The following is a 12393-nucleotide window of genomic DNA, read 5'->3' as shown; positions in this document are numbered from 1 at the left end:
CACACATTTATGATTCTGCCACGCTCTAATGATTTTGTGAACGCCCAGGCCTAGTTTTTACGGAACGTTGCGGGAGTGTTATCTGGCGGGGCCGCGATCCGGCCGGACAACCAGAAAATAAGCAGGCCCAGTACGTAGCCGAGCACCGCAACATAGTTGACGAGCATGCGGGCCGGATCCCACGGGTCCGGGGCGAACGACGCCGGCACGCTGACGATCGCCGCGGCCGCCCCCACCAGGGTCATTGCCGCTCCGGCCCGCACGAGCCACGGCAACTGTGTCCCGATCGCGGCGGCCAGCGGAGGCAGCATGATGAGCGAGACAAACGCCGGGTAGCTCCGCCCGGCCGCCGCGTAGAACGGGGCAAGAGCGGCGTTCAGGCCGCTGTCGTCGGACTGGGCCTCAAGTCCCGCCGAGGAACCTCCGGTGTCCATCAGCACGAATGTCACTGTCACCGCGAGGCATGCCGCGGCCCGCCCCCAACGTCCCGGGGCGCCGGTGATCAGGCGCCGGGCGCGGGCGGCGCCAAGCCCCTTGGCCAGCCGTACGCCGACCAGGAAGACCATTCCGAAAACGAAGAAGCGCAGGATCAGGTTGGTCAGGTTCCAGCTCCCCAGCGCCCCGTCGATCGCCAAGTAGGGCTCCGGGATGCTGAGCAGGCTGCACAGCGTGGCGAGGAAGAGGATCCCGAAAACAGTCCGGTTGCGCCCGCGCAGGGCGTCGGGAATCCGGACGACCGTGGCGAGGCCGCAAACGATCAGCGTCCCCCACTGAAGCACTGCCATGTTTCTGCACTCCTAATCCGGTGCCGTGGCCGCTGGATCGGGGCGCCGGTTCCGCGGCGACGGGTGGGCCCGGAGTTTGGCCATCCAGATCAGGGCCAGTCCCAATACGTAGCAGAGGATAGCGGTGTAGTTCACAATGAACCGCAGGATGCCCAGGCCCGGCGGGATCATCGGAAACAGCAGGCTCAAGGCGATGGCCACGGCACCCACGGACAGGAGCAGCGCCGCCGTCCGGATGAGGGCCGGGAGGCGGCTGCGGAGCACCCCGATCGTGGCCGGCAGGAGGACGAGCGCGACGTAGCTGGGGTACAGCCGTCCCGCCGCCCCGTAGTACTCGACCAGCATGGCGTTGCGGGCATCCTTCGCGGCGATCGCCTCCAGCCCGGCAGAGGACCCCGCCGTGTCCATGAACAGGAACGTCACGATCACGGCCACGCCGGCAATGGCGAGGGCAACGGCCCCGGCCCGGCCGGTGATCAGCGTCAGCGCGCGACGTCCCCCGAAAGCCCTCGCAACGCGGATGCCCACCAGGAGGATGGCGCCAAAAATGATGAAGCGGAGGATCAGGTTGGCCAGGTTGCGGCCTCCCAGCACCTGGTCGATGGCCACATAAGGCGCCCGCATGCTGAGCAGGATCGCTACGGTCATCAGCAGCAGGATGCCAAAGAGCAGGCGGTTCTCGCCGCGGCGTGCGCTCGGGATCCTGGCCGCGGCCAACGCGCCGCAGACGGCCAGGGTGGACCATTGCAGGATTTCGATCATCCCAGGTTCTCCCAAATTTTTTCCGTTTGCGCTTGTTCTTGTTCCTGGCGGCGCAGCGTCCTTCCCAGCGCCTGCAACCGGTCGCCGGCCAGCACGGTGAGTTCACCGTCGGAGAGTGCATCCAGCGCCGCCTGCCGCGCGCCGGGCAGCCAGCCGGCCTCGGCTTCGGTGACCAGCCCCGTGGCGACGAGCCCGCCGGTGAAACCGACGCCCGCGGCGCGCGAGGTCGCCACGGCGAGTTCGGGGGAGAGCCGGTTGGCGGTCAGTTGTGCAGAGTAGTTCTGTGGCGCGATCCCGGTGGCCGCCGACACCCGGTGCCGGAGGTCGCCGTCGTCGATGGCGTCCACCCAGTTCCGCACCGAGGTGGCGTGCGGGGCCGGACGCAGCGCCGGGGTGGCCGCGCCGCCCGGCGCGGTGCGTGCGATCACGGCGTGCAGCAAATCCGTGGTCGCGATCTGGCTGACCAGCTCGGCAGGCGTGGGCGGCCGCGGTGGACCCGTCAGACCGGCATAGCTCTCGAAGCTGGCGAGGCCGTCCAGGGGGTTGAGGCCCAGGGCCCGGCTGATGCTCACGACCGAGGATTCCGCGACCTTGCCGCGCACCAGTTGCTGCGCCAAGGTGGTTCGTTTGACGCCGGAGATGCGACAAATGTCGGCGGTGCTCATCGCCGGGGCGACACGGTGAAGCCAGTGTTGGAACGCCTTGGCGGGTAATGGCATCTAGGGGCTTCCTGCGTCGTGGAATCAAAGAGCGGGGCTAGCTTGCGATTTTACCTGCTCGTGTTCTTCAACTATGCTAGATGCTCGAACCCGCTGGTCCGTACACCCCCCAAGTCCGGACCAGCGGGTTCTTCTATGCCCCGCAGCAGGTCCGTGGATTTTCGCGGGGATTCCCTCCCACCCGGCCGCCCGCGGCCGTCCGTTTTGGCCCCCGGTGAGAGAATGGACTAATGACTGCAACCCTTGTTGCCAAGGACCTTTCCGGTGGTCACGACCACCGCACCCTCTTCTCCAAACTCTCCCTCACCGTCGCGCCCGGCGACGTCGTCGGCGTCGTGGGCGCCAACGGCGCCGGCAAGTCCACGCTGCTGCGGCTGCTCGCCGGCGTCGACGAACCGCAGGAGGGCACGGTCAGCCTGGCCCCGGCCGACGCGTTTGTCGGCTGGCTGCCGCAGGAACACGAACGGATCGACGGCGAAACGGTCGCTGGCTACATCGCCCGGCGCACCGGCTGCGGACCGGCGACGGCGGAGATGGAAGCCACCGCGGAGGCGCTGGGGACCGGCGCCCCCGGCTCCGAGGACGCCTACTCCGTGGCGTTCGACAGCTGGATGGCCTCCGGCGCCGCGGACCTCGAGGAGCGGATTCCCCCGGTGCTGGCGGACCTGGGCCTGGAGGTGGGACCCGACGCCGCGATGACCGGGCTCTCCGGCGGTCAGGCCGCCAGGGTGGCCCTCGCTGCGCTGCTGCTGAGCCGCTTCGACATCGTGCTGCTGGACGAGCCCACCAACGACCTGGACCTCGGCGGCCTGGCCAAGCTGGAGGCCTTTGTCCAGGGGCTCCGCGGCGGCGTTGTGCTGGTCTCACACGACCGGGAATTCCTGGCCCGCTGCGTCACCACGGTGGTGGAACTGGACCTCGCGCAAAACGCCGTCGCGGTGTACGACGGCGGCTACGAGGCCTACCTGGAGGAACGCGCCGTCGCGCGCCGGCACGCCCGCGAACGCTACGAGGAGTTCGCCAACACCAAGGCAGACCTCGTCGCCCGGGCCCGCACGCAGCGCGAATGGAGCTCCCAGGGCGTCCGGAACGCCATGAAAAAAAGCCCGGACAATGACAAGATCCGCCGCGCCGCGAATACCGAGTCCTCCGAGAAACAGGGCCAGAAGGTCCGGCAGATGGAATCCCGGATCGCCCGGCTTGAGGAAGTCGAGGAACCCCGGAAGGAGTGGCAGCTGCAGTTCAGCATCGGGGCGGCGCCGCGCTCCAGCGCCGTCGTCGCCACCCTGCGCGACGCCGTGGTGCACCAGGGGGACTTCACCCTGGGCCCGGTGAACCTGCAACTGAACGCCGGCGAGCGGATCGGCATCACCGGGCCCAACGGCGCCGGCAAGTCCACCCTGCTGCGCCTCCTCCTCGGGGTCACCAGGCCCGACGCCGGCGACGCCTCCATGGGCGCCTCCGTGGCGGTGGGGGAAATCGACCAGGCCCGCGGGCTGCTGGCCGGGCACCTCAAACTTGCCGACGCCGTCGAGGCCGTCCTGACAGACCAAACCCCGGCCGAGGTCCGCACCCTGCTGGCCAAGTTCGGCCTCAAAGCCGACCACACCGCCCGGACCGTGGATTCGCTGTCGCCCGGCGAACGGACCCGGGCCGCGCTGGCCCTGCTGCAGGCCCGTGGCGTGAACCTGCTGGTCCTCGACGAACCGACCAACCACCTGGATCTTCCCGCGATCGAACAGCTCGAGGAAGCCCTCGAAAGCTATGACGGCGCCCTGCTGCTGGTCACGCACGACCGCCGGCTGCTGGAAAACGTCCGCCTGGACGTGCGCTGGCACGTCGTCGACGGCGTCGTCACCGAACTGCAGGGCGCGAGCGCCCCGAAAGGCACCAACACATGAGCATGGACCGGGTTGCCTGGAGCTCCCTCTACAACATCACCCGCGCCTCGTCCGGCTCCAAGCCGTTCTCCAAGGAACTCCTCAAGCGCGTCTTCGGATTCGCGCGGCCGCACCGCGCCCGGCTGATCGCCTTTGTGCTGCTCTCCATCGTGATGGCGGTCCTGGCGGTCGCGACGCCCGTGCTCGCCGGCCAGGTGGTGGACGCGATCATTGCCAAGGCGGAGGCCGGAACGGTGCTCTGGCTCGCCGCGCTGATCGCGGTGGTGGCCGTCGCCGAGGCCGGACTGGGCCTGGTGACGCGCTGGCTGTCCTCCACGATCGGCGAAGGCGTCATCGTGGACCTGCGCACCAAGGTCTTCGACCACGTGCAGAAGATGCCGATCGCGTTCTTCACCCGCACCCGCACCGGGGCCCTCGTCAGCCGGCTTAATAACGATGTGATTGGCGCGCAGTCCGCCTTCGCCGGCACGCTCTCCGGCGTCGTCAGCAATGTGGTGGCGCTGGCCCTCACCCTGGTGGTGATGCTGAACAAGTCCTGGCTGGTGACCGTCCTGGCCATGATCCTGCTGCCGATCTTCCTGATCCCTGCCCGCCGGATGGGCTCCAAACTGGCCGAGCTGCGCCGCGAAGCCGCCGAGCACAACGCGGCCATGGGCACCCAGATGACTGAACGCTTCTCCGCCCCCGGCGCCACCCTCGTGAAGCTCTTCGGCCGCCCGGACGAGGAATCCCGGGAGTTCGCGCTCCGGGCCGGCCGGGTCCGGGACATTGGCGTCCGCACCGCGATGCTGCAGTTCACCTTCGTCACGGCCCTGACCCTCGTCTCCGCCCTGGCCCTGGCCCTGGTCTACGGCCTGGGCGGCTGGCTCGCCCTCGGCGGGCAGCTCGCCGCGGGCGACGTCGTCGTGTTGGCGCTGCTCCTGACCCGCCTCTATGCGCCGCTCACCGCCTTGTCCAATGCCCGGGTGGAAATTATGAGCGCCCTGGTCAGCTTCGAGCGTGTCTTCGAGATCCTGGATCTCAAGCCGCTCATCCAGCAGAAGCCGGACGCGGTGGAATCGCCGCGCGGCCCGCTGTCCGTGGAGTTCGACGACGTCCGCTTCTCCTACCCCTCGGCGGACAAGGTCTCGCTGGCCTCCCTCGAGGACGTCTCCACCCTGGATACCCGCGGCGGCGAGGAAGTGCTGCACGGCATCAGCTTCCGGGTGGAACCGGGCCAGACCGTGGCCTTGGTGGGTTCCTCGGGCGCCGGGAAGTCCACCATCGCCCAGTTGCTCTCCCGGCTCTACGACGTCGATTCGGGCGCCGTCCGCTTCGGCGGAACGGTGCCCGGCACGGGCGTGGACGTCCGCGACCTCACCTTCGATTCGATGCGGCAAACCCTGGGCATGGTCACCCAGGACGGGCACCTGTTCCACGAGAGCATCGCCTCCAACCTGCGCCTGGCCCGGCCCGGCGCGAGCGAGGAGCTGATGTGGGACGTGCTGCGCCAGGCCCGGCTCGAGGACATGATCCGGTCCCTGCCGGACGGGCTGGACACCGTGGTGGGGGAGCGCGGCTACCGGCTTTCCGGCGGCGAACGGCAGCGGCTCACCATCGCCCGGCTGCTGATCGCCCAGCCGCGGATCGTGATCCTCGACGAGGCCACGGCCGCGCTGGACTCGACCAACGAAGCCGCGGTGCAGGAAGCGCTCGGCGCCGCGCTCGAGGGCCGCACCGCCGTCGTGATCGCCCACCGGCTCTCCACGATCCGCGCCGCCGACGCCATTCTGGTGGTCGAGGACGGCCAAATTGTGGAACGCGGCACTCACAACGAGCTGCTCGCCGCCGAGGGGCGCTATGCGGAGCTGTACCGCACCCAGTTCGCCGAGGCCACCGCGGTGGCCGCGGAGGCAGTGCCGGAACTCTAGTCCCGCTTGGTCCTCGCCGCGAGGACGGGCAGCACATAGTCCGTCAGCAGGGGCGCCAGATCGTCCGGCAGCTCGGCGGACAGGTCCAGCCAGCGGATCTCGGCGATCTCGGCCGAAGGGTGGGCGGTCCAGCGTCCGGGGGCCGTGAACACCGTGGCCTCGATCTGCGTGGCGGCCTCGTTCGCGGCGTGGGCCAGCCAGCTGCCGAAGGGCTCCAGGTCCTGCGCTGCGACGATGATTCCCACTTCCTCCTCGAGTTCGCGGGAGGCTGCCTGGGCGGCGGTTTCGCCGGCTTCGGGTTTTCCTCCCGGGTGCATGAACTTGTCCGTGCCGCGCTTGCGGACGGTCAGCAGGCGCCCGGCGTCGTCAAAGACGCAGACGGCGGAGACTACAATCCGGGGATTCGCGGCCCTGTGCAGCACCGAGTCGAGGAGCAGGTCCTTGGCCGGGCCGGTGACGTCCCAGCGGTAGTGGAATTCGTCCGGCCCGAGCCTCGTGTACTTGACCCGGTAGGTGTCGGGGTCGCACCAGTGCTCATCCCGGTGGTCCTCGCCGCCGAAGCCGATGCGGTGGAACGGGCGGCCGTCGGGGAAGAACACGTCCATGGTGTCCGGCGTTGCCCCGGGCCGGAGAAGGTACTCCCGGCTGGCCGGCCCTGCAAACGGCGCGCCGCCGGCAGGGGTCCACGCCACGGTGCCTTCTTCGCGGAGGCGGAGACCGCCGTCGTCGGTTCCGGTGAAGCTGACGACGCCGGTAAAGGTTCCGTGGCTGCCGTCCGCGCGGTCCACCAGGGTGCGGTCCACCTGCCAGTTGCCGCGCAGGTAGTTTCGCAGGTCAAAGCGCCGTTCTTCAGGGTGCCCGGCGCCTGGCATCTGGGAGTTCAAGTGCCCTCGATTGGAATCGAACCAACGACACCGGCTTTAGGAGAGCCGTGCTCTATCCACTGAGCTACGAGGGCGGGCGTGCGGGTGGGCGGCGGTCGGCCGGCCCGTCCGGACACGGATACCAGCATACAAGGTGAGGGCACGTACTACGCTCTTCGCATGACAGCCTCTGCCGCGACCGCCTCCCGGGAGCTCATCTACATCCCCGACGTTGCCTCCACCCGGTTCTACCTCGGCGCCCTCGCCAAACTGAGCGTGCTGCAGTACTTCGTCGCGGAGGCCGCCGTCATTGGCGCCTGGGCGGGCCCGGAACGGTACAGCCGGCGCGCCGGCTACATCAGTGACCTCGGCGCGCTGCACTGCGGCGAGTTCTCCGGCCGGGACGTCTGCTCACCCGCCCACCTGCTGATGAACGCCTCGTTCGTGGTCCAGGGGATCGGGATGATGGTCGGGGCGCTGCTGCTGAGCTCCGCCGTGATCGGCGTCGCGGCCCGGGCCGGGGCACGGCTGGCCGTGGCCCCGGGGCGGCGCTCGCCGTCGGCCGCCGCGTTGGCCGCCCGCTCGCTGAGCCTGACCGCCGGCGCCGGGACCGTGGTGGTGGGGCTGGTGCCCGAAGACGCCGGCTCCGGCTGGCATCTGGTGGGCGCACTGATGTACTTCGCCGCGGGTGGCCTGGCGCTGCTGCTGGTCGGCTGGCTGTGGCGCCGCCAGACACCCCTGGGCTGGTTCATCCTGGCCTGCGGTGCCGTCTCGCTGGCCGCGCTGGTGGCCGGAGGGCTGACGGGAATGCGGGTGCCGGAACCGGGAACGCTGGAACGGCTGATGGGGTACCCCATCACCATCGGCATGGCGGCGCTGGGGCTGGTGGTCGCCCAGCGCGTCCGGCAGGAGCTCGTTGCCCGAAAGCGCGCGTTTGGGGGAGGGGAATAGGACACCCGGACTGGTCCGTGCGGCTTCTGGGATTGCCGGCGGCGGGTTGGCGGCGGCACTTTTGGAGAATCTGGGGCGCGGGGTGTCTTATGTCTCATCTGCCCGCTGGCTTGCACTATCATGAGGGCATTCGCCGGAACGGTCCGGTGCCTCGTGCAGGACCTGGCTCCAGCGCACGCCGAATTGCCGACTTTGTAGTCTTTGGGGACAAATGTCTGATCAGCTAGTTGTGCCGGGACCGGCAACGACAGTTTTCGGCGACCCGGCAGCGACTCGTCCGCTCCCGGCCGCGGCCTGCCGGGCTGCGCTCCGATGACGGTTGAAGCGCCGGTCGCGCCGGACGCACCCGATGAGGAACTCCCCGCAGAACCCCCAACCCCTGCAGCGGCGCCTGCCGGCGCGGCGCCGTCCTTGTTGACCAGGGAGCCGGCCGCGGAGCCGGTGATCGGCGTCCGGCAGCTCGACGGCGGCATCATCGAAGTAGCGCTGCCGCCGAACCGCGAGATCGGGGGCCCCGAAGCCCGGGTGGCCGGAGCGGCCGTACGCGCACTCGCCGACGGCAGGCGCCTGCCGGTGGTGCTGATCATCTCCGGCGTCGTTGGCGTCAGCGTGGAAGCGCGCCAGGTCTATGCCGGTTCGATTGCCGCCGCAGCGTTCGCGCTGGTGGGGGAGAGCCCCGTGGACCGCGTGATCGCCCACTACCTGCTGCGTTCAAGATCCGAAACAATCCCGGCGGAGTTTTTCCTTTCGCGCGCGGAAGCCCTCGAGTGGTTAAGGCCGTATACGAGTGAATAGTGAAGTTCCAGACCCCCGGCTCCATAGCCTCGTCGAGGGCATCGTCCGGATCGCCAGCGGCGACCTCAGCACCAGGATTCCCCACTCCGGTGCGCGCGACGACGTCGCTGCGGTGATTGCCGGCATCAACCTGATGGCCGACGACCTGCAGACCATCTACCAGGAGCTCGAAGAGCGCGTGGAGAGCCGGACGGCCATGCTGCGACAGGCGCAGGTGGAGCTGGAACGGATGGCGCTCACCGATCCGCTGACCCAGCTGGCCAACCGCACCGCGCTGAATTCGGTGCTCAGCCACGCCCTCGCCGAGACCTCTCGCGGCGAGCTGCCGCCGGCGCTGCTGATTCTCGACCTCGACTCCTTCAAGGGCATCAACGACACGCTGGGGCACAGCGCGGGGGACGACGTCCTGCGCGTGATCGCCCGGCGGCTCCAGGACGCGGTCCGGGTGACCGATACCGTGGCCAGGCTGGGCGGCGACGAATTTGCCGTGATGCTGCCGAAATCCAACCTCGTGCGTGCCCGGCGGGTCGCCAACAGGATCCTCAAGGCACTCAGTGAGAGCCTGGACATCGGCGATCTCCGGATCACCTGCGGCACCAGCATCGGCGTGCGCGTGGCTGAACCCGGACAGTCCGTCGACGACCTCGTGATGGAAGCCGACACGGCCATGTACGCCGCCAAGGCCCAGCCGCACAGCGGGATCAAGGTCTTTGAGCCGGCGCTGCTCTACGCCCGGCGGCTGCAGAGCCTGATGGTCACCGAGATGCGCGAGGCAATCCTGCATGACCAGTTAACGCTGCACTATCAGCCGGTGGTGGAGCTCGCCACCGGGCGGATTGAGGGAGTTGAGGCGCTGGTGCGCTGGAACCACCCCGAGCGCGGGCTCCTGATGCCGGACCAGTTCATTCCGCTGGCCGAGGAGACCGGAATGATCGTGGAGCTGGGCCACTGGGTCCTGCGCAACGCCGTCCGTCAGCTGCGCGACTGGCAGGACCGGTTGCCGCTGGACAGCCAGTTCTCCGTCCGGGTCAACATCTCTACTACCGAGTTGCAGAACCTTGAGCTGATTGAACACGTCCAGGACATCCTGCGGGAGACCGGGGTTGATGCTGCGAACCTCATCATCGAGCTGACGGAGTCCATGGCCGTCACCGGCGGGGATGTGGACAAGTACTCCCTCAGCGGGCTGCGTCAGCTCGGCGTGCAGCTCGAAATCGACGACTTTGGCACGGGCTACTCCTCGATCAGCTACCTGCGGCGGCTCCCGGTGAATGTCGTCAAGATCGACCGGAGCCTGATAGCCGGCCTCGGGACGGATGAGGAGCAGGGAAGGTTTGTCGAAGCCGTGCTGCACCTGATCCACGCCTGCGGGCTCAAGGCGGTGGCCGAGGGGATCGAGACCGCCGAGCAGGCCGAGGAACTGGTCCGGCTGGGCTGCGGCAGCGGCCAGGGCTACTACTTTGGGCGCCCGGCGCCCGCGGAATCCTTTGAGGAAACCCTGGCGCAGTGGAGTGCCGTTTCGGAATAAGACGCACGCCGGCAAGGACGACGGCGGCGGTCCGAGGGCCTGGTGTCCCCGGGCATAACAAAGGGCGGGAACTGGAGACAAAATCCGGTTCCCGCCCTTTGCGGTTGCTGACTCCGTTACTTGCGGAGGGAGTTCGGCCACCAGTCGACGGCCACGACTGTGCTCTGGCCGGAGGTGGTGCTGCTCGCGGACACAGCGGAAGCGGCGGACATGCCCGCTGCGGCCAGGGCGCCGGCGACGAGAAGCGCTGCGAGGGTTTTCTTCATTTTGAGACTCCTGTTATGTGAGGGGCTAGTGTTACTCATGTGATACGAGCTCAGTATAGGTCGTTAGGACACGCCGTCAGGTAACGATTTATGCCAACTAGCTAAACCCTGTGCTAATTGTGCACTGCCGCTGCGGTTGATACGAGGGATTGTGTGCGCGCCGTGGTCATAATCACCCGTAGGGCGCCTGATAATTGATTCATGCACTTTGTTTCGCCGTTGTACGCAGAAGCTGAGCTCCGGGCCCGCGAGCACCGAAGCAACCATGCCTTCGCCGAGGCGGCTGGCAGCGCGAAACAAGCGGCCGAAATTGCGCGACGAGACGGCGACTCCGCATCTTGGTGGAACATGACCTTCCTCCAGGCCGAAAATCTCCTTGACGCGGAACGCTTCGAAGAATGTGCAGATCTTGCCACCGAGCTGATTTCGGGACTGGATCACCAGCCGAATCCACACGATCAGGCACGCGCCCATATCTTGCTGGCAAAAGCGCGCCAAGGGGCCGGGTTGCTGGAAGAAGCGGCCCAATCTGCACTCATAGCGGTAGATCTCACGCCCGGTGAAATGGACCTAGACATCAATATCAAGGCCCGGCAGGCGCTGATATCTGCGTTGGCCGATGGTGGGAGACTCGACTCGGCATGGAAAGAGAGCAAGCTTCTGGCCGAGGTAATCTCGGAAGAAGTCGAGGATCAGCTTGCTGGCAAGGCCTATTGGGTCATTGGCAATGTGGCCTTCTTGTGCGACAAGGTTCAAGAAGGCCTGAAGTACCATGAGCACGCGGCCGCGACATTTTCCCCCGCCAAGAACCTTGATGTGTGGGCCAAATTCAACAAAGCGTCCGCAGCTATGCGGCTTGCCGCAAATATTGCGGATGCCGACACCCTCCGTTGCATAGAGCGCGCCGAATTGGCCACTGACATAATTGGCGGGAGCGCCAATGACCGTATGCTGCTCAAACTTAACCGCGCGCACTGGAGCCTGTTGGCGGGGGAACCGGTTGCCGCGATTCAACTCTTGCAGGACTTTCCCGGCCGTAACGATCTGCTGATGCCACAGCGAGCCGGCGAAGCCTGCTTCCTCCTCGGCCGGGCCTACGTTGCGACCGGGGACAGAGTGCGGGCCCGGGAGAGTCTGGCTAAGTCTGCGGACCACTTTGATGCTTCCGGAGCTCCTCACAGAGCCCAGCAAGCCCGGGACTTTCTCAAATCCGAACTCGGCAGGGGTTCCTTCTGGTCCTGGCTGGTCCGCGTTACGGGCTTCGACCGCACCTAACGCGTCGTCTCAGCCCGCGCCGAGGCCGACTTCCGGCCCAGGAACACCGCCGCGCCGCCGACCACCAGGCTGAGGACCAGCAGGACCCAGCCGGCCAGCGTGAGCCCGGACGCCAGGGCGACCTGGCCGCCGTCGAGCGTGTCCGCGGACATCATGGCGTCGATCGCGGCATTCCCCCACAGCCGCACCCCCGCGAACAGCAGCGGCACCGCCCACAAAGCCCAGCGCAGTCCCTTCCGGGCGACGTTCGTCCCGATCAGCAGCAACCAGGTAAAGCCGAAGATCAGCGGGAACAGCGTTCCGGCGGTCTTGTGCACGTAGTTGAGCTGTCCGCGTGCGTCGGTGTCCATCCCCGAGCGCAACTGCTCCACAAAGCCCTGGCTGAAGCCGCCAACCAGCGAATCGGGCATCGGGAGTCCGCCGCTCAGCTGCGTGAGCTGGTTCAGGGTGAGCAAGTGGACGTACCAGAACAGGAACAGGCTGGCCACGACTCCCGCGATCAGGATCAGGTTGCTGTTGCTCTGTGCCTTCTGCGGGGTCCGCGTGGTGCTGGGGTTGATCACCGGGGGCAGGTGGTGCTGGGGGACGGCCGCGCTGGCGCCGTGCTTCTTGATCCGCTGGGCGGGTGTCTTGGCCAT

At 67.7% G+C, this 12393-nt stretch carries 12 protein-coding genes, 1 tRNA gene and 1 pseudogene; 6 read left to right on the top strand and 8 right to left on the bottom strand.

Features of this window, described 5'->3' with window-relative positions; all coding sequences use genetic code 11:
- Nucleotides 1–50: 50 nt before the first annotated feature.
- From E7Y32_RS02165 to E7Y32_RS02155, 3 genes are read right to left on the bottom strand one after another with little or no spacing between them, the layout of a single operon-like run.
- Nucleotides 51–785, bottom strand: a complete 735-nt coding sequence (locus E7Y32_RS02165) for a hypothetical protein (RefSeq protein WP_146335638.1) — start codon at nt 783–785, stop codon at nt 51–53.
- 12 nt (nt 786–797) lie between these two features.
- Complete coding sequence (locus tag E7Y32_RS02160) at nt 798–1547, bottom strand: hypothetical protein (RefSeq protein ID WP_146335637.1); 750 nt, start codon at nt 1545–1547, stop codon at nt 798–800.
- Entirely contained in the window at nt 1544–2266 is a 723-nt protein-coding gene (locus E7Y32_RS02155) for a hypothetical protein (protein WP_146335636.1), read from the bottom strand. The genes E7Y32_RS02160 and E7Y32_RS02155 overlap by 4 nt, the downstream gene beginning before the upstream one ends.
- A gap of 230 nt (nt 2267–2496) precedes the next feature.
- On the opposite strand from E7Y32_RS02155, the gene E7Y32_RS02150 reads away from it, so the two are divergent.
- A complete protein-coding gene (locus tag E7Y32_RS02150; RefSeq protein WP_146335635.1) occupies nt 2497–4167 on the top strand; it encodes an ABC-F family ATP-binding cassette domain-containing protein in 1671 nt (556 codons plus the stop codon).
- Nucleotides 4164–6077 carry an ABC transporter ATP-binding protein gene (locus tag E7Y32_RS02145; protein ID WP_146335634.1) on the top strand — a complete coding sequence of 638 codons (1914 nt, stop codon included), beginning with the start codon at nt 4164–4166 and terminating at the stop codon, nt 6075–6077. Before E7Y32_RS02150 ends, E7Y32_RS02145 begins: the two co-directional genes overlap by 4 nt.
- On the opposite strand, the gene E7Y32_RS16230 is transcribed toward E7Y32_RS02145, so the two are convergent.
- The 3 genes and pseudogenes from E7Y32_RS16230 to E7Y32_RS02135 form a co-directional block, all read right to left on the bottom strand.
- Complete coding sequence (locus E7Y32_RS16230) at nt 6074–6496, bottom strand: NUDIX domain-containing protein (RefSeq protein ID WP_186467088.1); 423 nt, start codon at nt 6494–6496, stop codon at nt 6074–6076. The two genes, E7Y32_RS02145 and E7Y32_RS16230, sit on opposite strands and share 4 nt — an antisense overlap.
- Nucleotides 6488–6949, bottom strand: a pseudogene (locus tag E7Y32_RS02140) (DUF6314 family protein); the annotation flags it as partial. The pseudogene E7Y32_RS02140 and the gene E7Y32_RS16230, both read right to left, overlap by 9 nt.
- Nucleotides 6950–6962: 13 nt before the next feature.
- Nucleotides 6963–7035, bottom strand: a tRNA-Arg gene (locus tag E7Y32_RS02135).
- 85 nt (nt 7036–7120) lie between these two features.
- On the opposite strand from E7Y32_RS02135, the gene E7Y32_RS02130 reads away from it, so the two are divergent.
- The 3 genes from E7Y32_RS02130 (at nt 7121) to E7Y32_RS02120 (ending at nt 10214) form a co-directional block, all read left to right on the top strand.
- On the top strand, nt 7121–7891 hold the full coding sequence (locus E7Y32_RS02130; protein WP_146335633.1) for a DUF998 domain-containing protein: 771 nt from the start codon (nt 7121–7123) through the stop codon (nt 7889–7891).
- Nucleotides 7892–8203: 312 nt separating this feature from the next.
- The gene (locus E7Y32_RS02125) at nt 8204–8686 is read left to right on the top strand and encodes a hypothetical protein (RefSeq protein ID WP_146335632.1); all 483 of its coding nucleotides are present in this window, start codon (nt 8204–8206) and stop codon (nt 8684–8686) included.
- The gene (locus tag E7Y32_RS02120) at nt 8679–10214 is read left to right on the top strand and encodes a bifunctional diguanylate cyclase/phosphodiesterase (RefSeq protein ID WP_146335631.1); all 1536 of its coding nucleotides are present in this window, start codon (nt 8679–8681) and stop codon (nt 10212–10214) included. Before E7Y32_RS02125 ends, E7Y32_RS02120 begins: the two co-directional genes overlap by 8 nt.
- A gap of 116 nt (nt 10215–10330) precedes the next feature.
- Here E7Y32_RS02120 and E7Y32_RS16225 read toward each other — a convergent pair whose 3' ends face one another.
- Nucleotides 10331–10480: a hypothetical protein gene (locus E7Y32_RS16225; protein WP_186467027.1), complete on the bottom strand. Its 150-nt coding sequence runs from the start codon at nt 10478–10480 to the stop codon at nt 10331–10333.
- A gap of 201 nt (nt 10481–10681) precedes the next feature.
- Between E7Y32_RS16225 and E7Y32_RS02115 the strand changes: the two genes are divergently transcribed.
- Nucleotides 10682–11755, top strand: coding sequence for a hypothetical protein (locus E7Y32_RS02115; RefSeq protein WP_146335630.1), 1074 nt, complete (start codon nt 10682–10684; stop codon nt 11753–11755).
- Here the strand turns inward: E7Y32_RS02115 and E7Y32_RS02110 are convergent.
- Nucleotides 11752–12393: a hypothetical protein gene (locus E7Y32_RS02110; RefSeq protein WP_146335629.1), complete on the bottom strand. Its 642-nt coding sequence runs from the start codon at nt 12391–12393 to the stop codon at nt 11752–11754. The two genes, E7Y32_RS02115 and E7Y32_RS02110, sit on opposite strands and share 4 nt — an antisense overlap.

It is taken from the genome of Arthrobacter sp. UKPF54-2 (assembly GCF_007858535.1).
In the GTDB taxonomy this organism is placed as follows: domain Bacteria; phylum Actinomycetota; class Actinomycetes; order Actinomycetales; family Micrococcaceae; genus Arthrobacter.
Note: the sequence above shows the minus strand (reverse complement) of the source record. Positions and strands in the feature narration are given on the sequence as shown.